The sequence below is a fragment of the Pseudooceanicola spongiae genome, assembly GCF_014899185.1.
GTDB lineage: Bacteria > Pseudomonadota > Alphaproteobacteria > Rhodobacterales > Rhodobacteraceae > Pseudooceanicola > Pseudooceanicola spongiae.
Genome location: NZ_CP045201.1, coordinates 1524813 through 1547989 on the forward strand (window position 1 = coordinate 1524813; position 23177 = coordinate 1547989).

23 protein-coding genes are annotated in these 23177 nt (G+C 65.3%); 7 read left to right on the plus strand and 16 right to left on the minus strand.

What is annotated here, in order from left to right; all coding sequences use genetic code 11:
- Positions 1-4 precede the first annotated feature (4 nt).
- The 12 genes from F3W81_RS07305 to F3W81_RS07360 form a co-directional block, all read right to left on the minus strand.
- Positions 5-1111 carry an NADH-quinone oxidoreductase subunit E gene (locus tag F3W81_RS07305; RefSeq protein ID WP_193082956.1) on the minus strand — a complete coding sequence of 369 codons (1107 nt, stop codon included), beginning with the start codon at positions 1109-1111 and terminating at the stop codon, positions 5-7.
- A 114-nt stretch (positions 1112-1225) separates the two neighbouring features.
- A complete protein-coding gene (locus F3W81_RS07310) occupies positions 1226-1522 on the minus strand; it encodes a hypothetical protein (protein WP_193082957.1) in 297 nt (98 codons plus the stop codon).
- Between the two features lie 5 nt (positions 1523-1527).
- A complete protein-coding gene (locus tag F3W81_RS07315; protein ID WP_193082958.1) occupies positions 1528-2742 on the minus strand; it encodes an NADH-quinone oxidoreductase subunit D in 1215 nt (404 codons plus the stop codon).
- Entirely contained in the window at positions 2742-3347 is a 606-nt protein-coding gene (locus tag F3W81_RS07320) for an NADH-quinone oxidoreductase subunit C (protein ID WP_193082959.1), read from the minus strand. The genes F3W81_RS07315 and F3W81_RS07320 overlap by 1 nt, the downstream gene beginning before the upstream one ends.
- A gap of 15 nt (positions 3348-3362) precedes the next feature.
- A complete protein-coding gene (locus F3W81_RS07325) occupies positions 3363-3887 on the minus strand; it encodes a NuoB/complex I 20 kDa subunit family protein (protein WP_193082960.1) in 525 nt (174 codons plus the stop codon).
- Positions 3887-4252, minus strand: coding sequence for an NADH-quinone oxidoreductase subunit A (locus F3W81_RS07330; protein WP_193082961.1), 366 nt, complete (start codon positions 4250-4252; stop codon positions 3887-3889). The genes F3W81_RS07325 and F3W81_RS07330 overlap by 1 nt, the downstream gene beginning before the upstream one ends.
- A gap of 440 nt (positions 4253-4692) precedes the next feature.
- Positions 4693-5478 carry a crotonase/enoyl-CoA hydratase family protein gene (locus F3W81_RS07335; RefSeq protein WP_193082962.1) on the minus strand — a complete coding sequence of 262 codons (786 nt, stop codon included), beginning with the start codon at positions 5476-5478 and terminating at the stop codon, positions 4693-4695.
- Positions 5479-5580: 102 nt separating this feature from the next.
- Complete coding sequence (locus F3W81_RS07340; RefSeq protein WP_193082963.1) at positions 5581-6438, minus strand: hydroxymethylglutaryl-CoA lyase; 858 nt, start codon at positions 6436-6438, stop codon at positions 5581-5583.
- Positions 6439-6468: 30 nt separating this feature from the next.
- On the minus strand, positions 6469-7149 hold the full coding sequence (locus tag F3W81_RS07345) for a glutathione S-transferase family protein (RefSeq protein ID WP_193082964.1): 681 nt from the start codon (positions 7147-7149) through the stop codon (positions 6469-6471).
- A complete protein-coding gene (locus F3W81_RS07350; protein ID WP_193082965.1) occupies positions 7146-9089 on the minus strand; it encodes an acetyl/propionyl/methylcrotonyl-CoA carboxylase subunit alpha in 1944 nt (647 codons plus the stop codon). The genes F3W81_RS07345 and F3W81_RS07350 overlap by 4 nt, the downstream gene beginning before the upstream one ends.
- A 17-nt stretch (positions 9090-9106) precedes the next feature.
- Positions 9107-10075, minus strand: coding sequence for an NAD(P)H-dependent flavin oxidoreductase (locus F3W81_RS07355; protein ID WP_264298896.1), 969 nt, complete (start codon positions 10073-10075; stop codon positions 9107-9109).
- 151 nt (positions 10076-10226) lie between these two features.
- Complete coding sequence (locus tag F3W81_RS07360; protein ID WP_193082967.1) at positions 10227-11831, minus strand: carboxyl transferase domain-containing protein; 1605 nt, start codon at positions 11829-11831, stop codon at positions 10227-10229.
- 185 nt (positions 11832-12016) lie between these two features.
- On the opposite strand from F3W81_RS07360, the gene F3W81_RS07365 reads away from it, so the two are divergent.
- On the plus strand, positions 12017-12619 hold the full coding sequence (locus tag F3W81_RS07365) for an OmpW/AlkL family protein (RefSeq protein ID WP_193082968.1): 603 nt from the start codon (positions 12017-12019) through the stop codon (positions 12617-12619).
- A gap of 98 nt (positions 12620-12717) precedes the next feature.
- On the opposite strand, the gene F3W81_RS07370 is transcribed toward F3W81_RS07365, so the two are convergent.
- Positions 12718-14277, minus strand: a complete 1560-nt coding sequence (locus F3W81_RS07370; protein ID WP_193082969.1) for an AMP-binding protein — start codon at positions 14275-14277, stop codon at positions 12718-12720.
- Positions 14274-15437: an isovaleryl-CoA dehydrogenase gene (locus tag F3W81_RS07375; protein WP_193082970.1), complete on the minus strand. Its 1164-nt coding sequence runs from the start codon at positions 15435-15437 to the stop codon at positions 14274-14276. Before F3W81_RS07375 ends, F3W81_RS07370 begins: the two co-directional genes overlap by 4 nt.
- A gap of 144 nt (positions 15438-15581) precedes the next feature.
- Between F3W81_RS07375 and F3W81_RS07380 the strand changes: the two genes are divergently transcribed.
- Positions 15582-16061, plus strand: a complete 480-nt coding sequence (locus tag F3W81_RS07380; protein WP_226941904.1) for a pyridoxamine 5'-phosphate oxidase family protein — start codon at positions 15582-15584, stop codon at positions 16059-16061.
- A 14-nt stretch (positions 16062-16075) separates the two neighbouring features.
- The gene (locus F3W81_RS07385) at positions 16076-16534 is read left to right on the plus strand and encodes a CreA family protein (protein WP_193082971.1); all 459 of its coding nucleotides are present in this window, start codon (positions 16076-16078) and stop codon (positions 16532-16534) included.
- Between the two features lie 93 nt (positions 16535-16627).
- Here F3W81_RS07385 and F3W81_RS07390 read toward each other — a convergent pair whose 3' ends face one another.
- Both F3W81_RS07390 and F3W81_RS07395 read right to left on the minus strand, forming a co-directional pair.
- Entirely contained in the window at positions 16628-17824 is a 1197-nt protein-coding gene (locus F3W81_RS07390; protein ID WP_193082972.1) for a DegT/DnrJ/EryC1/StrS family aminotransferase, read from the minus strand.
- A 9-nt stretch (positions 17825-17833) separates the two neighbouring features.
- Positions 17834-18496, minus strand: coding sequence for an HAD-IA family hydrolase (locus F3W81_RS07395; protein WP_193082973.1), 663 nt, complete (start codon positions 18494-18496; stop codon positions 17834-17836).
- 228 nt (positions 18497-18724) lie between these two features.
- Between F3W81_RS07395 and glmU the strand changes: the two genes are divergently transcribed.
- The 4 genes from glmU to F3W81_RS07415 are packed head-to-tail and all read left to right on the plus strand — an operon-like array spanning position 18725 to position 23173.
- Positions 18725-20083: a bifunctional UDP-N-acetylglucosamine diphosphorylase/glucosamine-1-phosphate N-acetyltransferase GlmU gene (glmU, locus tag F3W81_RS07400; RefSeq protein ID WP_193082974.1), complete on the plus strand. Its 1359-nt coding sequence runs from the start codon at positions 18725-18727 to the stop codon at positions 20081-20083.
- Positions 20083-21906 (plus strand): glutamine--fructose-6-phosphate transaminase (isomerizing), encoded by a 1824-nt coding sequence (gene glmS, locus F3W81_RS07405; protein ID WP_193082975.1) that lies wholly within the window; start codon positions 20083-20085, stop codon positions 21904-21906. The genes glmU and glmS overlap by 1 nt, the downstream gene beginning before the upstream one ends.
- A 29-nt stretch (positions 21907-21935) precedes the next feature.
- The gene (locus tag F3W81_RS07410; protein ID WP_193082976.1) at positions 21936-22499 is read left to right on the plus strand and encodes a pyridoxamine 5'-phosphate oxidase family protein; all 564 of its coding nucleotides are present in this window, start codon (positions 21936-21938) and stop codon (positions 22497-22499) included.
- Positions 22496-23173 carry a DNA alkylation repair protein gene (locus tag F3W81_RS07415; RefSeq protein ID WP_193082977.1) on the plus strand — a complete coding sequence of 226 codons (678 nt, stop codon included), beginning with the start codon at positions 22496-22498 and terminating at the stop codon, positions 23171-23173. The genes F3W81_RS07410 and F3W81_RS07415 overlap by 4 nt, the downstream gene beginning before the upstream one ends.
- The last annotated feature ends 4 nt before the right edge of the window (positions 23174-23177 follow it).

Genomic DNA, 23177 nt, shown 5'->3' on the forward strand with positions numbered 1-23177 from the left:
CTTGTTACGCCTCACCAACCAGTGTCTTGGCCTGCGCGACCCAGTCGCCGCGGGTCACCGCGCCGCTGAAACCGGTCAGGTTTGCCTCCACCCAGGCCACATCCGTATCGCTCCAAGATGCGATCTGGTCGAGGTGGTAGATCCCCAATTCGTTCAACTGCTGCTCCGCCTTCGGGCCGAGGCCCTTGAGCTGCTTGAGATCATCTGCCCCACCCTCGCGCGGCGCATCCAGACGACCCGGCTTGCTCTGCCCTTCGGCAGGCGCATCGTCTGTCTCGACCTTGCCGGTCGACTCGGCAGTCGATTCCTGCTCGGTCACGCCCGTGTCGTCGACGGGTTTGCCTTCCGCAGGACGCGGCTCTTTCGCCTCAATCTCTTCTTTCGACGGCGTCTTCACCGCAGCATCCTGTTTCCAGGGCGTCAGGATTGGCACTTCGGTACCGTCGATCCGCTTGACGGTATCGCCCAGATCGACCGCAAGGCCGACGCTGGCGTTATACTTGGTGCGGCCACTGTCGTGCTCGGTCAGCGTGACCAGACCGGCCAGAGGCTCGGACGAGAAGCGACCGTTCTGCGGGCCCGGCACAGGCACTTCGCCCGCGGCCAGCTGATCCAGCAGATCCGACAGTTTCTCGGCGGTCAGGTCTTCGTAGTAGTCCTTGCCGATCTGCGCCATCGGAGCGTTGGAGCAGGCGCCAAGGCACTCGACCTCTTCCCAGGTGAACTTGCCATCGGCACTCAGCGTATGCGGCTTGGCAGCGATCTTGCTCTTGCAGACAGCGACCAGATCCTCGGCGCCGCAGATCATGCAGGTCGTGGTGCCGCAGATCTGGATATTGGCGACGCTGCCGGTCGGCAGCAACTGGAACATGAAGTAGAAGGTCGCCACCTCCAGCGCGCGGATATGCGCCAGCCCCAGCATGTCGGCGACATATTCGATCGCCGGCTTGGTCAGCCAACCTTCCTGTTCCTGGGCACGCCACAGCAACGGGATGATGGCCGAGGCCTGACGACCTTCGGGATACTTGGTGATCTGAGCCTCGGCCCAGTCCAGATTCGCGGCGGTGAAAGCAAAGCTTTCCGGCTGTTCGTGGTGAAGGCGTCTAAGCATCGGCTCAGGTTCCGTCCTTTGTCCGTCGTCGGGCGCGAGAGGCCCGGTTGTCAGTCATCGAGCCTGCGGCCCGGTTGCGAGCGTGCCGCGAAGGCACGCCGTGGCGAATATCTCTCAGCCCGCGGCTGAAGGTGCGCAGCTGCCTGTCACCAGACGCACTGCCCCGCCCTCAAGCGATACAGCGTCGCCCGTCGACATCTTGTGCTGGGCCATGGCGAGAGTCTGTTCCCGGGTCATGCCCGTTTGCAGCTCGACCGGCAGGTAGTCACGCTCGTTGCGCAGCTCACAGCCAACCGAGGCAACGGCGGCATCGAAATTCTCCGACGCGCCGCTGGGCAGGTTTTCAGGCACAGGCACACCACAGCCCGCCAGCGCAACCAGAGCCGCGACAGCCGCCGTTTTCACATACACGCCAATCACCGGTCCACCTCGCCGAACACGATATCCATCGTGCCGATGATGGCCGCCACGTCAGCCAGCTGGTGCCCGCTGGCGATGTGATCCATCGCCTGCAGGTGCAGATAGCCCGGCGCGCGAAGCTTGGCGCGGTAGGGTTTGTTGGAGCCATCCGCCACCAGATAGACGCCGAATTCGCCCTTCGGGGCCTCGACCGCCACGTAAATCTCGCCCTCGGGGACGTGAAAGCCCTCGGTGTAGAGCTTGAAGTGGTGGATCAGCGCTTCCATCGAGGTCTTCATCTCACCGCGTTTCGGCGGCGTGATCTTGCCCCGTGCCAGCACATCGCCGGGCGTTTCGCGCAGCTTGCTGACAGCCTGACGGATGATCTTGGTGGATTCGCGCATCTCGGCCATACGGCAGAGGTAGCGATCATAGCAGTCGCCGTTCTTGCCGACCGGGATCTGGAAATCGAACTCGTCATAGCATTCATAGGGCTGCGCACGACGCAGATCCCATGCCAGACCCGAGCCGCGCACCATCACGCCAGAAAAGCCCCATTGCTGGATTTCCTCTTCCGTCACGATGCCGATATCGACGTTACGCTGCTTGAAGATCCGGTTTTCCGTCAACAGATCCGACAGATCGTCGATGAAGTCGGGAAAGCCGATGGCCCATTCCTCGATATCGTCGATCAGCTTGTCGGTGATGTCCTGATGCACACCGCCGGGGCGGAAGTAGGCCGCGTGCAGACGCGCGCCACTGGCGCGTTCGCAGAAGATCATCAGCGTTTCGCGGTGCTCGAACCCCCAGAGCGGCGGCGTCAGCGCGCCGACGTCCATCGCCTGCGTACAGACGTTCATCAGGTGGTTCATGACCCGGCCGATTTCGCAGAACAGCACGCGGATCAGGCTGGCCCGCTTGGGCACGACCACGCCGGTCAGCTTTTCGATCGCCAGACACCAGGCATGTTCCTGGTTCATCGGAGCCACATAATCGAGGCGGTCCAGATAAGGCAGGTTCTGCAGGTAGGTCCGGCTCTCCATCAGCTTTTCGGTGCCACGGTGCAGCAGACCGATGTGCGGATCGCAGCGTTCCACGATCTCGCCGTCCAGCTCCAGCACCAGACGCAGCACGCCGTGCGCGGCAGGGTGCTGCGGGCCGAAGTTGATGTTGAAGTTACGGATCTTCTGTTCGCCGGTCAGGGCGTCGTCGAAACCTTTCGAACCGTCCATCACTTGGCCTCCGCTTTGTCATCACCGGGCAGGATGTATTCGGCACCCTCCCACGGGCTCATGAAGTCGAACTGGCGGTATTCCTGCACCAGACTGACCGGTTCGTAGACGACGCGCTTCTGCACCTCGTCATAGCGAACCTCGGTGTAGCCGGTGGTCGGGAAATCCTTGCGCAGCGGATAGCCCCGGAAACCGTAGTCCGTCAGCAGACGCCGCAGATCCGGGTGGCCGGAGAAGATGATGCCGAACATGTCAAAGACTTCCCGCTCGAACCAGTTGGCCGAGGGGTGCACAGACACGATCGAGGGCAGCATCTCGTCTTCACGGATGCTGACCCGCAGGCGGATGCGCTGGTTCTGATACATGCTCAGGAAGTGGTAGACGACATCGAAGCGCTTGGCGCGCTCGGGATAATCGACCGCCGTGATATCGACCAGCGACGAGAATTTGCAGCTGTTGTCGGTGCGCAGGAACTCAACGAACCCGACGATATTCGCCGGAGCGACGTCGATGTTCAGTTCCTCATGCGTCACATCCCAGGTCAGCACGCAATCCGCGCGCTTCTGCTCGATGTGGGTGCCAAGTTCTTTCAGGGCTTCGTTCATGTTCTTCCCCTGCCCTTATCGAACCAGCGTGCCGGTGCGGCGGATTTTGCGCGCCAGCTGCATGATGCCGTACAGCAGGGCCTCTGCGGTCGGCGGGCAGCCGGGCACATAGATGTCGACCGGAACGATCCGGTCACAACCGCGCACGACGGAATAGCTGTAGTGATAGTACCCGCCGCCATTGGCGCAGGAGCCCATCGAAATCACATAGCGCGGCTCTGGCATCTGGTCGTAGACCTTGCGCAGCGCCGGCGCCATCTTGTTGGTCAGCGTGCCGGCCACGATCATCACGTCCGACTGACGCGGAGAGGCGCGCGGCGCGATGCCGAAGCGTTCGGCATCATAGCGCGGCATCGAGGTGTGCATCATCTCGACTGCGCAGCAGGCCAACCCGAAGGTCATCCAGTGCAGCGAGCCGGTGCGCGCCCATGTGATCAGGTCCTCTGCCGTGGTCAGCAGGAACCCTTTGTCCTGAAGTTCGCGGTTCAGCGACTGCGTGGCGACCTCACGGTCGGCCCCGGCAGTATTTGCTCCGGCCATCACTCCCATTCCAGAGCTCCCTTTTTCCACTCATAGGCAAAACCGATTGTCAGTACGCCAAGGAACACCATCATCGACCAGAAACCGGTCATCGAGATATCCTTGAACGCCACGGCCCAGGGAAACAGCATCGCGATCTCAAGATCGAAGATGATGAACAGGATCGAGACGAGGTAAAAGCGAATGTCGAATTTCATCCGGGCGTCATCGAATGCGTTGAACCCGCACTCATAGGCGCTGACCTTCTCGGGGTCCGGGTTACGGACTGCGACGATAACGGCGGCGAGGATCAGGATTGCTCCGAGTGCGATCGCAACGGCCAGAAAGATGAGGATGGGAAGGTATTCCCGCAGCATCTCTTCCACGAATGGCTCCTTTCATGGGCGGCTAAGGTCCACCAGGGACCCGCTAGGCTGTGTCGGGTTTACGCCTGCGCATCGGCAGGGTCAACCGAGGCAGCACGTTTTCAGACGTCCAAATGTCAGTGAACCCACTTCGTAAACAATTGAATACCCTGCACTTGCCTAAGCTGATGTCGGTTAACGCTGCGTTGCCGCATCACGAGCAATTCATGACGGAATCACTCAGATATTTCCGACGGAATCACTTGGGTTTACAGATGCAGCGACATTGACCACCCCCAGCGGCCTGTTCGCGGCCTCTGAACGAGGCATCTGCACCTCGGATTTTCGCAACACCACTCAGCGATGCATTTTAACCCGAAATCGTGCAAGACCTTGAAACCAAACATCTATCGCGCTTAAGATGGGCTGTTAACGCGAACACTCCCGCGCAGCGGGCATCGTCAGGACTGCCAGCCCGGCTTGCGCTTATCGAAGAAAGCACTGATCCCCTCCCGCGCCTCAGGCCCCTCCCAGCAGCGCACCAGCTCGGCAATAGAATGCTCGATCATTTGCGCATCTGCGGCGTCGCCCAGAGCCTGCACCAGCGCCTTGGCCTGTGCGACGGCGCCCGGCGCACAGGCAAGGTAGGGTGCGACCTCTTGTTCCACCGCCGCGTCGAGCGCCTCTTCGCTGACCACTCGCGACAGCAGCCCCAGATCTCGGGCCTCATCGGCGTCAAAGCGGCGACCGGAGAAGAAGACCCGCCGGGCCCGGGCCTCGCCCATCCGGGCCACGACATAGGGGCCGATGGTGGCCGGGATCAGCCCCAGCCGGGTTTCGGTCAGCGCCATCGCCACTGCGCTGGTCCCCACTGCCACATCACAGACCGACACCATCCCGACGCCGCCGCCAAAGCAATTGCCCTGCACCCGACCGATCAGCGGCTTGGGCAGGGTGTTGAGCGCCTGCAGCATTCCCGCCAGATGCCCCGCCTCTTCAGCCCGCTGCGCCGCAGGGGCCTGAAACTGATCCCGCATCCAGCCCAGATCGCCGCCGGCGCAGAAACTGCGCCCGCGCGCCCCCAGCACGACCACCCGGACCGACGCATCCGCCGCCAGCGCCCGCGCCGCCGCCGTCACCTCGGCAATCATCACCGCGTTCAGAGCATTGTGCTTTTCCGCCCGGTCCAGCCAGAGGGTCGCCACACCACGGGCATCGGTCTGAATCTCGATCGTCTCATACGCCATGCGCAACCCTCCTGTATTTTATCGCGCGCGCGCTCGCGCGAGGTCGCCACGACTTTGCAAAGCTCTGTCGCGGATTTGCAAATGCAGCCTGTCCCGCTCGGCTCATGCCTGCGCTCGCATCGCACGCGCCATCACGGCGGCCTCGGCCAGCACCGCCGCATCAATGCCGGTGTCATACCCCAGAGCCTGCAGACGCGCCTGCACCGCCTCTGTCGCCACGTTGCCCTTGGCCCCCGGCGCATAGGGACAGCCCCCCAGCCCGCCGACCGCCGCATCAAATATCCTCAGCCCTCGCCCCAGCGACACTTCTATATTGTCCAGCGCCCGGCCACTGGTGTCGTGATAATGCCCCGCCAGCCGGTCCGGCGTCACTTCCTCCAGCACGGCGGTGAGCATGGCGTCGATCTGCTCCGGCGTGGCCTGCCCCAGCGTGTCGCCCAGACTGATCTCGCCACAGCCCATGTCGCGCAGCGCCGCCGCAACCCGCGCCACGGCGGACGGAGCGACCATGCCGTCATAGGGGCAGTCGGTGACACAGCTGATATAGCCGCGCACCGGCAGCCCCGCCGCACGCGCCGCCGCGACCACCGGCGCAAACCGCTGCAAACTCTCGCTGATCGTGGCATTGATATTGGCGCGGCTGAACCCTTCGGAGGCCGAGCCGAACACCGCCACCTCATCCGCCCCCGCCGCAAGCGCATCCTCAAAGCCACGCATGTTCGGCGTCAGCGCGGTATAGCGCAGATGCGGCGCGCGGGTGATGCCCGCCAGCACCTCCGCCGAGCCCGCCATCTGCGGCACCCACTTCGGGCTGACAAAGCTCGCCACCTCGATGCGGTGAAATCCCGCCCGGCTCAGGCAATCGACCAGCGCGATCTTTTCCGCGACCGGGATGGCGCGGGCCTCGTTCTGCAGCCCGTCGCGCGGGCCCACCTCGAAGATCTCTACAAACTCTGGCATCGGCCTCCCCTCCGATTGATCGCTCCCCCCTCAGGCGGCAGTCGTCGCCCCCTCGGGCAGCGGATAGAAGGCGCGGTCGAACACCCCCGTCCCCGGTTCGGGCATGGAGCGTTGAAAACTGTCGCGGCTGATGATCCGCTCCATCCAGGCGGCCACCTCGGGAAAGCCGTCCAGCGTGGTAAAGTGCTGCGCCATCCAGACCGCCTGCCCAAGCGCGATATCGGCGGCGGAAAAGCCGCTGGTCAGCAGATAGTCGCGGTTTTCCACCGGCGTCGACAGCCTTGCCTCGATGGCGGCGAAACATTTCTTCAGCCGCGCCACCTCGATCTTCATCACGGTGGGCGAGCGCATCCAGTCCTCGCGCAGCACCACATGCTGCTGCATCAGCGTCGCGCAATGCTGGCTGACGGTTTCGGCAAAGTGCAGCCAGATCAGCCAGTCGGGCCGGTCCAGATCGCCCAGCAGCCGCCCCAGACCGCGCGCCGGAAAGCGTTCGCAGAGGATCTCGATGATCGCCCCGCTCTCGAAATAATTCTCTCCGTCCAGCTCAAGCGAGGGGACGCGCCCGGCGGGCGAACGGCTCAGATGCTCGGGTTCGCGCAGCGAGGCGTCGAAGGCGTGGATCGACATCTCGAAGGGCACGGCCATTTCGTTCAGCAGCCACAGCACCCGCATCGAGCGCGAACCGCCGCAATGATGCAGGACCATCATGTTTCGGCACTCTCTTCGCTCTCCAGCCGGATCAGGGCGACGCCTGCCTCGACCTGTGCGCCCTCAGCGGCCAGCACTTCGGCAACGATACCATCTCTCGGGGCGATCAACGCGTGTTCCATTTTCATGGCCTCCAGAATAGCCAGTCGCTGCCCCGCAGCAACCACTTGTCCGGCCGCGGCGAAGATTGAGCGCAAAAGCCCCGGCATCGGCGCCTCGATCACATCACCACCGCCCGCGCTCTGCGCATCCGCCTGCAACGGATCGACATGCTCGAACACCAAGCCATAGCTTGTGAACAGCGTGATCCGCGACCCCGCGCGATGCCAGTCCGGCGCGCGCTGCCCGTCGAGCCGCCACTCCGCGCCGAAACGCGCCTGAACCAGCGACCCAGCCACCTCTATATCATGCGCCGCGCCGTCACTGCTGACCCGCAGGCGCAGTTCCTCCTCGCCGTGGCGCAGCACCACCTCGCGCTGCTGCGGCGCCCAAAGCGTAAAGCCCGACATCGCCTCCGGCGCGCCCGCCAGCCCCAGCGCAATCAGCGCCGCCCAGGCCAGATCCGCAGGCGCGGGCTCAGGTGCCGCACAAAGCGCCTCTGCCTCGCGCCCGATCAGCCCGGTGTCGACCTCACCGCGCCCGAATCCCGCATGCTCCGCCAGCGCCCCGAGAAAGGCGAGGTTGGTGACCGTGCCCGCGACTTCGGTCTCGCGCAGCGCCCGTGCCAGCTTGCGCAGGGCAATTTCGCGCGTCGCGCCATGGGTGATGATCTTGGCGATCATGGGGTCGTAGTGCGGGCTGATCACATCGCCCGCCCGCACACCGGTATCGGCCCGCGCGCCCGGCCCAAAGCGCAGATGCGCCAGCGTCCCCGTTGCCGGCAGAAAGCCCTTACCCACGTCCTCGGCATAAAGCCGCGCCTCGAACGCGTGCCCGGTCAGCGTCAGATCACTCTGCTGCACCGGCAAGGCCTCGCCCGCCGCGACGCGGATCTGCCACGCCACCAGATCAACACCCGTCACAGCCTCTGTCACCGGGTGCTCGACCTGCAGCCGCGTGTTCATCTCCATGAACCAGAACCGATCCGCCCTGAGCCCGTCCGAGCCGTCGACGATGAACTCCACCGTCCCCGCCCCGCTATAGCCGATCGCCTCGGCGGCACGCACCGCCGCATCGCCCATGGCACTGCGCATCGCCTGCGTCATGCCCGGCGCAGGGGCCTCCTCGATCACCTTCTGATGGCGGCGCTGCAACGAGCAATCGCGTTCGAACAGATGCACCGCCCGGGTGCCGTCGCCAAAGACCTGCACCTCGATATGGCGCGGGCTGGCGACGAATTTCTCGATCAGCACGACCGGGTTGCCAAAGGCGCCCTTCGCCTCGGCCTGCGCACTCGCCAGCGCCTCGGCAAAGGCCTCGGGCGCCTCGACCAGCCGCATCCCCTTGCCACCACCGCCCGCAACCGCCTTGATCAGCACCGGATAGCCCACCTCGGCCGCCATCGCCGCCAGATGCTCCGCCCCCTGATCCGCGCCCTGATAGCCCGGCACCACCGGCACACCGGCCTCGGCCATCAGCGCCTTGGCGGCATCCTTCAGCCCCATCGCCCGGATCGCGCGCGCCGAGGGACCGATGAACACCAGCCCCGCCGCCTCCACCGCCTCGACGAACTCCGGGTTCTCCGACAGAAAGCCATAGCCCGGATGGATCGCCTGTGCGCCCGTGGCCCGCGCCGCCTCCAGAATGGCATCGCCGCGCAGATAGCTCTCCGCCGGACTGGCCCCGCCAATCGACACGGCGACATCGGCCAGCGCCACATGGCGCGCCCCGGCATCGGGGTCGGAATGCACCGCCACCGTGCGCAACCCCATCGCGCGTGCACTCTCGATCACCCGACAGGCGATTTCTCCGCGATTGGCAATCAGGATCGTGTCAAACATCCGCCCCACTCCTCTTCTCACTTGATCCACCGCGCCGCACCGGCCAGCAGTCGCTCCGCCTCGTCACTCATCTGCGCCAGGATCTCTGCCGCCGGGGCCGTCTGCCGGATCAACCCGATCGCCTCGCCGACCACCGGCGCCGCAATCGCCGCGTCGCCGCTCAGGGCCGCCGCCCCCCATTCCGCCTTTGCCTCTGTATCCGCCGCCAGCGCCTGCAACCGTCCCTCCCAGCGCTCGGAAAAGGCATTCCTCATGCCGCGCAAGGTAAAAGGCGCCGGCCAGTCCAGCCCCCGCACCACATCCACCAGAGAGCTGCGATAGGTCGCGTCCCCCTCCGCCGCCAGCGCCGCGCGCCGCTGCCCCTCCGGCACCAGAGCCTCCGCCGCCGCCCAGAGCCGCGTGCCACAGACCACACCATCCGCCCCCAGCATCAGCGCCGCCGCCAGCCCGCGCCCATCGGCAATCCCACCGGCGGCCAGCACCAGAACCTCCGGCCGCTCCCGCGCCACCAGATCGACCACCTCCGGCACCAGCGTCAGGGTCGCCCGCCGCGCCCCATGCCCCCCGGCCTCCGCGCCCTGCGCCACGAGGACATCCGCCCCCGCCGCCAGCGCCTGCCGCGCCCCCGCCATATCCTGCACCTGACAGATCAGCTGCGCCCCCGCCGCACGAATGGCCCCGGCAAAGGGCGCCGCATCCCCGAACGACAGCAACACCGCCCGCGGAGCCTGCGCCAGCACCTGCTCCAGAACCGCGACGTCGCGCGCCAGCGCCCAGGTGATCAGACCCACCCCGACCGCCGCACCGTCGGCCCGCGCCATCTCCGCCTCGATCCAAGGCGCGTCACAATAGCCACCGCCGATCAGCCCCAGACCCCCGGCGCGCGACACCGCCGCCGCCAGCGCGCCTCCGGCCACCCGCGCCATCGGCGCCAGCACGATCGGCACTGACAGGCCGAAGCTCTGCGTCAAGCGTGTCTCGATCATCACTGCCGCCTTCTTCTTGCTCTCATACTCCGGGGGTGTCGCGCAGCGACGGGGGCAGAGCCCCCTTTTTCGCACCGTCCGGTTACCGACGGCATACCGACGCAATACCGACAGCGCGATTTCCCCCATTCAGCGGCTTGCATCCGCCCCCTCACATCCGGAACAGCCCAAAGCGGGTCTCCGGAATGGGCGCATTCAGCGCCGCACTCAGGCTCAGCGCCAGCACCTCCCGGCTCTTCCTCGGGTCCACGATCCCGTCATCCCAGAGCCGCGCCGACGCATAGAGCGGATGGCTCTGACGCGCGAACATCTCCACGGTCGGACGCTTGAACTCCGCCTCCTCCTGCGCACTCCAGCTGCCCCCGCGCCGCTCGATCCCGTCGCGCTTCACGCTCGCCAGAACCCCCGCCGCCTGTTCGCCGCCCATGACCGAGATCCGCGACGTCGGCCAGGACCACATGAAGCGCGGACTGTAAGCCCTTCCCGACATGCCATAATTCCCAGCCCCGAACGAGCCGCCGACAACCATGGTGATCTTCGGCACCTCTGTTGTCGACACCGCCGTGACCATCTTGGCGCCGTGCCGCGCGATGCCCTCATTCTCGTATTTCCGCCCGACCATGAAGCCAGTGATGTTCTGCAGGAACACCAGAGGGATCTTTCGCTGACTGCACAGTTCGACGAAATGCGCCCCCTTCTGCGCGGCTTCGCTGAACAGCACGCCATTGTTGGCGATGATCCCCACCGGCCAGCCATCCAGATGCGCGAAGCCCGTCACCAGAGTCTCGCCAAAGCGTTGTTTAAATTCATCAAATCGCGACCCGTCGACGACACGCGCGATCACCTCCCGGATGTCATAGGGCGTCTTCAGATCCGGCGGCACCACGCCGATCAGCTCCTCCGGGTCATAGGCGGGTGGCTCTGGCGACACCCGCACAGGCCCGCCTGGCCGCACCCGGTTCAACCCCGCCACACAGCGCCGTGCCAGCGCCAGCGCATGGGCGTCATCCTCGGCCAGATAATCCGCCACACCCGACAGCCGCGTGTGCACATCACCCCCGCCAAGGTCTTCTGCCGTCACGATTTCTCCGGTCGCAGCCTTGACCAGAGGCGGCCCGGCCAAAAAGATCGTGCCCTGATCCCGCACGATGATCGTCACATCCGACATCGCCGGAACATAGGCCCCGCCAGCGGTACAGGACCCCATGACCACCGCGATCTGCGCGATCCCCTTGGCGCTCATCCGCGCCTGATTGTAGAAAATCCGCCCGAAGTGATCGCGATCGGGAAACACCTCGTCCTGATTGGGCAGATTGGCCCCGCCGCTGTCGACGAGGTACAGACAGGGCAGATGATTTTCCTCAGCAATTTCCTGCGCCCTGAGGTGTTTCTTCACCGAGATGGGGTAATAGGTCCCACCCTTCACGGTGGCATCGTTGCACACGATCATCACCTCCTGCCCCGCAACGCGACCGACCCCGGCGATCACACCGCCACAGGGGGCGGCGTTGTCATAGAGCCCATGCCCCGCCGTCGCGCCAATCTCCAGAAAGGGCGCGCCGGGGTCGAGCAGCCCCGCCACGCGCTCTCGCGGCAGCATCTTGCCGCGCGACACATGCCGCTCGCGCGCCGCCGCACCGCCGCCCGCTGCGGCCAGTTCCGCCGCGTCCCGCACCACCGAAAGTGCCTGCAGATGCGCCTCGCGGTTGGCCTTGAATACGTCAGACCCTGTCAGGATCCGCGATTGGATCTTCATGTCGTCTTCCCCCTCTGCTGCGCCCGTCCCGTCGTCTCAGCCCGGACGGCAAGGCGTTCATCGCACCATTGGCGTGCCAAAAAACACCCGCTTTTCCAAGTGTCTTCAAAAGCTTGACCCAGATCAAAGATTTGCCCGGACGAACCAGCCACAGATCCGCGCGTAAGATTTGGAAAGGCACGACAATGACGATGAAAACTCTGCTGCTCACGGCCACCGCCCTCGTGGCGCTGACGGGCCCGGCTGCAATGGCGCAGTCCAAGGGCGACGTCACAGTCGGTCTCGGGATTGGCTATGTCGACCCGACGTCCGACAATGGCACGCTCGCCGGCTCGAAGCTGAGCATCGGGTCCGACACCCAGCCGACGCTGACCGTGGAATACTTCCTGACTGATACGCTCGGCCTCGAACTGCTGGCCGCGACGCCCTTCACCCATGACCTCAGCCTCGGAGGCACCAGGATCGGCACGGTCAAACAACTGCCGCCGACGATCTCGATCAATTACCACTACGCTAATGCCACGGCTTTCACGCCGCTGGTCGGCATCGGGCTGAACTACACCACCGCACTGGATGTCAGCTCCCCGCTCGGCAAGGTGACGCTGGAGGACTCCTGGGGCGTCGCCGCGCATCTGGGCGTCGATTACGCCATCACCCCGACCTCCGCGATCCGCACCGATCTGCGCTGGATCGACATCAATATGGACACCCGGCTCAACGGGGCGCGCATCGGCACGGCCGAGGTCGATCCCGTGATCTTCGGGATGTCCTACATCATGACGTTCTGAGGCTTGCGCACCGACGCGCCTCACAACAGGCCAGACATCAGGGTGCGCCCGACCGGCGCGCCCTTTTCCCCGGCTCTCAGACGTCCGCACTCTGCGTCTCAGCATGTCTCACTCTCCCGCGCCGCACGCGCCTTCAGCTCCTTGCGGATCACCTTGCCGGTCACCGTCATGGGCAGCGCCTCGACAAAGGCAATTTCCCTTGGATACGAATAGCTTGCGAGGCGGTTCTTCACGTAGTCCTGCAACTCCCGCTCGGCCACTTTCACCCCTGCTTTCAGCACGACATAGGCCTTTACGATCTCGGTGCGCAGCGCATCAGGCTTGCCGACAACGCCCACCGTCGCCACGCAGGGGTGGGTCATCAGGCAGTCCTCGATCTCGGATGGGCCGATGCGATAGCCAGAGGAGGTGATCACGTCATCCTCGCGCCCCAGAAACCGCAGGAAATCGCCCTCCATCACGCCCCTGTCCCCCGTCAGCAACCAGTCGCCGCGAAACTTGTCCAACGTCGCCTCGGGTTTGTTCCAGTATTCCAGCATCATGGCGGGTGAGCCCCGGCGAATGGCCACATCGCCTTCGCCTTCGCAGGGCCAGCCGTCCGGGCCGATCACATTGACGTCGAACCCCGGGACCGAGCGCCCGGCGCACCCCGGACGCGCGTCGAACAGCGCCGCACAGCAAGACACCGCCATATTGCATTCGGTCTGGCCGTAAAATTCGTTGATCGTCAGGCCAAAGGCTTGCCTGCCCCATGCCAGCATTTCGGCCCCGAGCGTCTCGCCGCCGCTGGCGATGCTGCGCAACCCCTCGATCCCAGCCCCCTCCGCCTTCAGCATCCTGAGGGCGGTCGGCGGGAAAAACACATTCTTCACAGCGCCTTGGTCAATGATCCTCAGACACTCAGCGACCTCGAACTTCGCCATCCGCGCCGCCACCACGGGCACGCCGAGCGCGAGGCCCGGCATCAACACATCGAACAGCCCGCCGATCCAGGCCCAGTCAGCGGGCGTCCATAGGCAATCCCCGGGCTGCCCCAGCAGATCATGGCTCAGCGCGACGCCGGGCAGATGCCCGCTCAGCACCCGGTGGCCATGCAGCGCGCCCTTCGGCTTGCCCGTGGTGCCAGAGGTATAGATCAGCACCCCCGGCTCATCCGCTCCGGTATCCGCCGTGGAACATCGGCCCGTCGGCAAAGTCGCCGCCTCGGGCACCAGCGCGACCACGTCCAGCGCCGCCAGCATCTGCGCGCCCTCGCCGTCGCTGACCACGATGCGCGCGCCGCAATCCTCGACCCGCGCCCGCAGGGCATCTTCGCGGAACAGCTTGAAAAGCGGCACGGAAATCGCCCCCAGCTTCCAGGCCGCGATATGCGCCGCCGCGCACCAGGGATCTTGCGAGCGCAACACGCCGACCCGATCCCCCCGCTGCACGCCGCCCTCGGCAAGGGCCAGCGCCAGACGCTCCGCCATGTCGCGCAGCGCGGCGTAGGAGACATCCCGCCGCGCCCCCGCCGTCAGGTCGACGATCGCCGTGCGATCCGGGTCACGCTCGGCCCAGCTGTCACAGGCCTGCGCCGCCATGTTCAGCCGGTCGGGGATCTGCCAGTCGAACGTCCGGTAGATCTCCTCGTATCCCGCGCCGCTGGCCGCAAGGATCATCGCATGGCCGCCATCAGCTCACGCCCTACCAGCATCCGTCGGATTTCGCTGGTGCCGGCGCCGATCTCCATCAGCTTGGCATCCCGGAACAGCCGCGCGACAGGCGCATCCGCCAGAAAGCCCGCCCCGCCCATGGCCTGCACCGCCTGATGCGCCACGGTCATCGCCTCTTCGGAGGCAAACAGCACGCAGGCCGCCGCATCGGCCCGCGTCACCTGACCCCGATCACAGGCGCGCGCGACCTCATAGACATAGGCACGGGCGGCGTTCATCTTGGTGTACATATCGGCAATCTTGCCCTGCATCAGCTGAAAGTCCCCGATGCTCTGGCCGAACTGCTTGCGCTCGACCATATAGGGCATGACCTCGTCCAGACAGGCCGCCATGATGCCCGTGCCAATGCCCGACAGCACCACACGCTCATAGTCGAGGCCCGACATCAGCACGCGCACGCCCTTGCCCTCTTCGCCGAGGATATTCTCGAAGGGCACATCAACATCGTCAAAGATCAGCTCGGCCGTGTTCGAGCCGCGCATCCCCAGCTTGTCGAAATGCGCACTGGTCGAGAAACCTTTCATCGTCTTTTCAATAAGAAAGGCGGTCATCCCCTTGCTGCCCGCCTCCGGGTCGGTCTTGGCATAGACGACCAGAGTGTCAGCATCGGGGCCGTTGGTGATCCAGTACTTGTTGCCGTTCAGGGTGTAGCGGTCGTTCTTCTTCTCGGCCCGCAGGCTCATGCTGACCACGTCGGATCCCGCCCCGGCCTCGCTCATCGCAAGCGCGCCGACATGACTGCCCGAGACGAGGCCCGGCAGATATTTCTGCTTCTGCGCCTCGGTGCCGTTCAGGTGGATCTGGTTCACGCAAAGGTTGGAATGCGCCCCGTAGGACAGGCTGACACTGGCCGAGGCCCGCGCGATCTCCTCCACCGCGATGACATGCGCGAGATACCCCATACCGGCGCCGCCGTACTCCTCGGCCACCGTGACACCCAGCAGCCCCATCTCGCCCATCTCGCGCCAGAGCGCGGGGGGAAAGGCATTGTTGGCGTCGATTTCGGCAGCCATCGGGCGCACCCGGTCCTGGGCCCAACGGTGGACCGCCTCGCGCAGTGCATTGACGTCTTCGCCCAGATCGAAACGCATCGAAGCGGTGAACATCGGGCTCCTCCTTCCCTTTATTGAACGCTTGTTCACACTAAGGCACGACACCGCCCATCGGTCAAGCAAATGGCGTATCGGGCAGGAACCCAGACTGTCGCGCCGCGTTAGGTCTTCAATCACAGCCACCTGAAGGAGGATGTCGTGAAAGACTTCGCAAACGAAATGACCAAACAGTTCTGGAAACGCATTGAAGACGTGCGGGCCGGGATGCTTCACACCGACGACACGCGCATCGTCCCGATGAGCGGCTATCCGGACTCGGATGAAAATGCGATCTGGTTCATCACCGCCGATGGCGCAGATGCCTATGAGGCCGCTGTGGCGGGTCGCGAGACCTCGTTCATCGTGTCGGATGCCTCCGCCAAGATCTATGCTCGCGTGCACGGCTCTCTGTCGGCGGTCAACGATCAGGCCAAGCTCGACGAACTCTGGAGCCCGGTCGCAAGTGCTTGGTTCAAGGATGGGCGCGAGGACAGCTCCGTCCGTCTGGTGCGCCTGACGCCGAAGAAGGCCGAAGTCTGGCTGACCGACGGCGGCGCAGGTTTCCTCTATGAAGTCGCCAAGGCCAATCTGACCGAACAGACGGCAGATGCAGGCGAACACGGGGTCATCACGTTTTGAAACCGCTGAGGCTGATGCGTGTCGCCCCCCTGATCTGCGTCGGCCTCAGCGCCTTCGCCTCGTCCGCCGCTGCAGAGCAGGTGGGCGAGGTCGGCGTCGACTGGACCGGCAACGATGTCGTGATCGAGGCGATTGCCGATCCCAAGGTCGAAGGTGTCACCTGCCATGTTGCCTATTTCAGTCGCAGCCTGATCGACCGCGTCTCCAAGGGGAACTGGTTCGAGGATCCCTCCAACGCCTCCATCGCCTGCCGCCAGACCGGCCCGATCAAGATCGGCGATATCGACCGGGACGAGTCGGGTGAGGACGTGTTTCGCACCTCCCGTTCGATCATTCTGAAATCGCTGCGGGTCAAGCGGATCTGGGACGAAAAGAACCAGACGCTGATCTACCTCGCCCATGCGGCCGAGCTGACGGATGGCTCCGCCAAGCTGTCGATCTCGACCGTGCCGCTCTATCAGGCAGGCCACTGATCGCCTTTCCGGGTGCGCCACTGGCAGGGCGCGCCCCTTCGCCCACGGCGAAGGGGACAGGCAAGGGAATGCGCCGTCAGGCGCTCCGCTGGATCACGCCTGCGCCTGAAACACCGCGCTGACTTCAGCGCGGATGATACGCGCGATCAGCGCACAATCCTCCACACTGAAAGTCAGCGGCAGACGCATGTCCAGAATCGCCCGCAGCACCCTGTCGCTGGCGGGCATCGGCGCGCTCTCGGCATAGCGCCAGCTGTCATAGCGTGAGGTATAGCCCTTCGGCTCGGCATCCCCGAACCACTTCAGCTCAACCCCGCGCGCCGAACACCGCCGCAGCACCTCCGTGATCCCCGCTGCCTCCCAGTCGGGCAGCAGAAACTGGATCGACGAGCCGACATAGTGCTCAGCTGCCTGCCGCTCGACCACCTGCAACCCCGGCGTGCCGCGCAAACCGTCCTCGACCGCCACGTAGCGCGCATTCCAGGCAGCGCACTGCGCCTCCAGCCGGCGCAGCTGAGGCCGCAGGATCGCTGCCCGCAGATTGTCCATGCGCCCGGAGATATTCGGGGTGTCATATTTGGCCTGCGCATAGGCCTCGATCCCCGGCCCCGCGAGGTGGCGATCAAACAGCATGTAGCTGCCCGACAACATCGTCGCGCGCGCGGCAATATCCGCATCATCAGTGACCAGCAGGCCGCCCTCGCCCGAGTTCACATGCTTGTAGGTCTGCGTCGAATAGCAGCCCACAGCGCCATGACGCCCGCTCGGCACGCCGTTCCAGCTGGCCCCCATGGTATGCGCGCAATCCTCGACGACGAGGACCCCAGCCGCATCGCACAGCGCCATCAGCCGGTCCATGTCGCAGATATGGCCGCGCATATGGCTCAACAGCAATACCTTGGCAGAGCGAAGCTTGGCCTCCAGATCCACGAGGTCGATCACCAGCGCCTCGGTCACGCCAACGTAGACCGGCGTGGCCCCGACGGCGGCAATCGCCCCGGGCACAGGCGCGAGGGTAAAGGCGTTCGACAGCACCCTGTCGCCGGGCCTGACCCCCACCGCCCGCAGCGCGGTCGAAATCGCGTGCCCACCGGAGGCGACCGCGAGGCAGTAGCGCGCCCCGAGCATGCCCGCGAACTCCTGCTCCAGCAGCGCCGTCTCGCCCGGTTCGCCGGGGGCGGTGTTGTAGCGGTGCAGACGCCCGCTGCGCATCACCGCAACCGCCGCTTCGATCGCCTCTTCGGGGATCGGCTCCTGCTGGGTGAAATTGCCCTTGAAGACCTCGCTCATAGCGCCCCCTTACAGCCGCAGGCCGTCAACGACGCCCACCAGTTCGTCAAAGTGCCCGATCAGCGCCTCTGGCTCAAGCGCCGCCATATCCGCCCCCGACGGGCCGAAGGACACCAGAATCGACGGCACGCCCGCCGCGCGGGCGGTATTGCGGTCAGTATCCGTGTCACCAACAAGACAGCAGCGCGCGGGATCGCCCCCCGCGCGGCGCGCGGCTTCGCGCAGCGGCTCCGGGTCGGGCTTGCGCACCGGCAGCGTATCGGCGCCGATCAGCGCATCGAAGTCCCCCAGCACGCCAAGCGAGGTCATCAGCTGCACCGCCAGCGCCTCGGGCTTGTTGGTGCAGATCGACACCGCGTAGCCGCCCGATTTCAGCGCCGCCACGGCCTCCATCGCACCGGGATAGAGGACGGTATGCACGGCAATCGCCTGCCGGTAGGCGTCCAGCAGGATCGGGTACTGACGGTCGATCTCGGCCTCGTCTTCTGCGCGACCGAGGCGCGAAAAGCCAAGCCGCAGCATCGCCCGCCCGCCGCGCAGGGCGACACCGGCATCCGCAGCCGTCAACTGCGGCGCGACACCCAGCCCCTGAAAGCAGGCATTCGCCGCCGCCAGCAGATCGCCGCTGGTGTCTGCCAGCGTCCCGTCCAGATCGAATACCACTGCCCGCATGTCTCGCCCCTTTGTCATTGGCCTTTGTCATTGGCCGCTTCCGGCAGGGTTCCGCCCGCGATTGTTGCGCATCGAAACCCAAGTTGATGGCACAGCCGACCGGCTGGCCTTGCACCACACAGCCATCCGATTAAAACGGGCGCAACAAAAGGACAACCACAAGGGTGCGCGCCGGGGCCTGAGATGACCCGAGGCCGCCGCCCTTTCAGGCAAAGAATTGAGGGCACGATGAGCAGCACGGCATGCGTCATACTGGCGGCGGGCATGGGCACGCGGATGAATTCGGACCTCCCCAAGGTCCTGCACCAGATCGCGGGCGTGCCGATGCTGGCCCATGCGATGCATGCGGCCCTGTCACTGGACCCCGCCCGACTGGTCGTCGTTGCAGGCCACGGCGCCGAGGCCGTGACCAAAGCGGCTGAGGACATCATGCCGCTGACGCAGGTGGTGCTGCAAGCCGAACAGAACGGCACCGGCCACGCCGTCGATCAAGCCCGCGACCTGCTGGCGGATTTCGACGGCGACGTCATCGTTCTCTATGGCGACACCCCCTTCATCCGCCCCGAAACGCTGGAGGCGATGCAGGCCGCCCGCGCCAAGAACGACGTCGTCGTGCTGGGCTTCGAGGCCGCAGATCCCGGGCGCTATGGTCGCCTCGTGATGGACGGCCCCAGCCTTGAGCGGATTGTCGAGTTCAAGGATGCCTCCGTCGGCGAACGTCGCATCACCCTGTGCAACTCCGGTGTGATCTGCGCCAGTGCCGCGACGCTGTTCGATCTGCTCTCCAAGGTCAGCAACGACAATGCGGCGGGCGAGTATTACCTGACCGATATCATCGGTCTGGCCCGCGCCGCGCATCTGTCGGCCGGGGTCGTCACCTGTGACGAGGCCGAGACGATGGGCATCAACTCCCGCGCCGAGCTGGCCGTGGCCGAGGCCGCCTTCCAGACCCGCAAGCGCGCCGAGGCGATGGAGGACGGCGTGACCCTCGTCGCCCCCGACACCGTCTTTTTCGCGCAGGACACCGTGATCGGGCGCGACAGCGTGATCGAGCCGAACGTCTTCTTCGGCCCTGAGGTCACCGTTGAAAGCGGTGCCCGCATCCGCGCCTTCTCGCATCTTGAGGGCTGCCATGTCAGCCGGGGCGGGCTGATCGGCCCCTTCGCCCGCCTGCGCCCCGGTGCCGAGCTGTCCGAGGACGTCCACATCGGCAATTTTGTCGAAATCAAAGAGGCCCGCATTGATCGCGGCGCCAAGATCAACCATCTGACCTACATCGGCGACGCCGAAGTGGGCGAGGATACCAACATCGGCGCTGGTACCATCACCTGCAACTACGACGGCGTGATGAAGCACCGCACCCGCATCGGCGCGCGCGCCTTCATCGGCTCCTCGACCATGCTGGTCGCGCCTGTGTCCATCGGCGACGATGCGATGACCGGCTCCGGCTCGGTCATCACGAGCGACGTTGAGCCCGGCGCGCTGGCCATCGGACGTGCCCGTCAGGTCTCCAAACCCGGCATGGCACGCAAACTGATGGAAATCCTGAAACTCAAGAAGGCCCGTCAGGCCAAAGAGGCAGACTAATGTGCGGCATCATCGGCTATCTCGGCAATCACGAGGCCTCTCCCTTTCTGGTCGAGGCCCTCAAGCGGCTTGAATATCGTGGCTACGACAGCTCTGGCATCGCCACGATCAACGACGGCGTGCTGGACCGTCGCCGCGCCGTCGGCAAGCTGGTCAACCTCTCCGACCTTCTGGTGCACACGCCCCTGCCCGGCAAATCCGGCATCGGCCACACCCGCTGGGCCTCGCATGGCGAACCCTCCGAGGTGAACGCCCACCCGCATCGCGCCGGCAAGGTCGCCGTGGTGCACAACGGCATCATCGAGAACTTCCGCGCCCTGCGTCGCGAGCTGGCGGACAAGGGCGACCTGCCGCAATCCGACACCGATACCGAAACCGTCGCCATGCTCGCCTCGCGCTACCTCTCCGAGGGCATGACCCCCGCGCAGGCGGTCGAGAAGACCCTGTCGCGGCTTGAGGGGGCCTTCGCCCTGCTGTTCCTGTTCGAGGGCGAGCAGGACCTGATGATCGCCGCACGCAAGGGCTCTCCCCTCGCCATCGGCCATGGCGACGGTGAAAACTACGTCGGCTCCGACGCGCTGGCGCTGGCCCCGCTGACCGACCGCATCACCTACCTTGAGGAAGGCGACTGGGCCGTCATCACCCGGCAGGACGTCACGATCTACGACGCCCAGGGCACCCTCGCCAACCGCGAGATGCGCCGCGTGTCGCTGGACAAGGCGCAGGTCGACAAGGCCGGTCACAAGCACTTCATGGCCAAGGAAATCGCCGAGCAGCCGCAGGTCATCGGTGACGCGGTGAAACACTACTTCGGCCAGTCCGGCCATACCGTCACCCTGCCCGACGGCGGCATCGACTTCACCGGGGTCGAGCGTCTGGTCATGGTCGCCTGTGGCACCGCCTACTACGCCTGCCTGACCGCGAAATACTGGTTCGAGCAGATCGCCCGCATCCCCGTCGAGGTCGATGTCGCGTCCGAGTTCCGCTACCGCGAGCCGCCGATCACCGAAAAGACAGTCGCCATCTTCGTCAGCCAGTCGGGCGAGACGGCCGATACCCTCGCCGCCCTGCGCTATTGCCGCGACAAGGCGGACCGCGTCGTCTCGGTCGTCAACGTCGCCGAAAGCTCGATCGCGCGCGAAAGCGATCTGGCGCTGCCGATCCTTGCGGGCGTCGAAATCGGCGTCGCCTCGACCAAGGCGTTCTCCTGCCAGCTGACAGTTCTGCTGACCCTGGCGCTGGAAGCGGGCCGCCAGAAAGGCACCCTCAGCGATGAGCGGTTCGAGACCCTCGTCGCCTCGCTGCGCGCCTTGCCCGCCACTCTGGGCCGCGCCCTCGACAGCAATACCGTGGCCGAGGAGCTGTCGCTACAGATCGCCGAGGCGCAGGATATCCTGTTCCTGGGTCGTGGCCTGATGTATCCCCTCGCGCTGGAAGGCGCGCTGAAGATGAAGGAAATCAGCTACATCCACGCCGAAGCCTATGCCTCAGGCGAACTCAAGCACGGCCCCATCGCCCTGATCGACAAACACGTCCCCGTCGTCGTCATGGCGCCGCGCGACGCGCTGTTCGACAAGACCGTGTCAAACATGCAGGAGGTGATGGCGCGCGGTGGCAAGGTGCTGCTGATCAGCGATCACGCCGGCATCGAGGCCGCGCAGGATGGTGTCTGGCGCAGTATTGAGATGCCCACCGTCGATCCGATCCTGACCCCGATCCTCTATGCGCTGCCGGCACAATTGCTGGCCTATCATACCGCCGTTGCAAAAGGCACAGACGTCGATCAGCCGCGCAATCTGGCAAAGTCGGTGACGGTGGAATAGGCTGAGCAGAATCCGCACAGGAATCCTCCATGGCCAAGCAATTTGATCAGATCGACGCGGCGCACCAGCGCTTCATCGAGGACCAGCACCTGTTCTTTACCGGCACCGCCGGGCCCGAGGGCTATGTCAACGTCTCGCCCAAGGGAATGGACTGCCTGAGGGTGCTGGGCCCGAACCGCATCCTGTGGCGCAACATGACCGGGTCGGGCAATGAAACCGCCGGGCACCTGTCGCAGGCCAACCGCATGACGCTGATGTGGTGCTCCTTCACGACGCGCCCGCAGATCCTGCGCTGCTACGGCACGGCCCGCACCATCCACCGCCTCGATCCGGAGTGGGCCGCATTAGATGCCCATTTCACCCCGGCCTTTCAGGCCCGCCAGATCTATGACGTGGACGTCACGCTTGTGCAGACCTCCTGCGGCTATGCCGTGCCCTTCATGGACTTCGCGGGCGATCGTGACACCCTCGACAAATGGGCCGACGCGCAGGGCGAAGACAAGATCCACGACTACTGGCGCGACCGCAACACCCTGACCATGGACGGTGTCCCTACGGGCATCGTCGCGGGCAACCTCGGACAAGATGCATGACACTGGAAGACGCGCTCACCGCGCTCAAGACCCATGAAAAACCCGGCCACGCCGAAGGTGCTGCCGCCTATCACAAGGTCCCCCGCAGCTATCTCGGCGTCCCGAACCCCGAGATCAACGAGCTGGCGACCGAATGGCGTCGCACCCTGACGCTGCAGCAGCGCCTGACGCTGGCCGATGACCTCTGGCAGACCGATATCCACGAGGCCCGGATCGCCGCCGCCAAGCTGCTGACCCAGGCCCGCATCCGCCCCAGCGACGAACCCGTCTGGCACCTGCTGTGCAGCTGGATCGCCGATTTCGACTCCTGGGCGATTGCCGATCACGTCTCCAAGGCGGGTGAGCGGCGCATCATGGCGGACCTGTCGCGCCTCGATCACGTCGAATACTGGACCGAGTCGCCGCATATGTGGACCCGCCGCTCCGCCCTCGTGATGACCCTCGGCCTGACCCGGCTGAACCACCCCAACGCCGAAGAAGCCGCCGCCCGCGAACGTGTGCTCGGCTGGGCGGCGCGCTATGTCGACGATCCCCAGTGGTTCATCCAGAAGGCCATTGCGAGCTGGCTGCGCGACCTCTCCAAACACGACCCCGAGCGGGTCCGCGCCTTCCTCGACAAACATGGCGAGGACATGCGCGGATTTGCCCGCAAGGAGGCCGGCAAGAACCTGTAAGCGG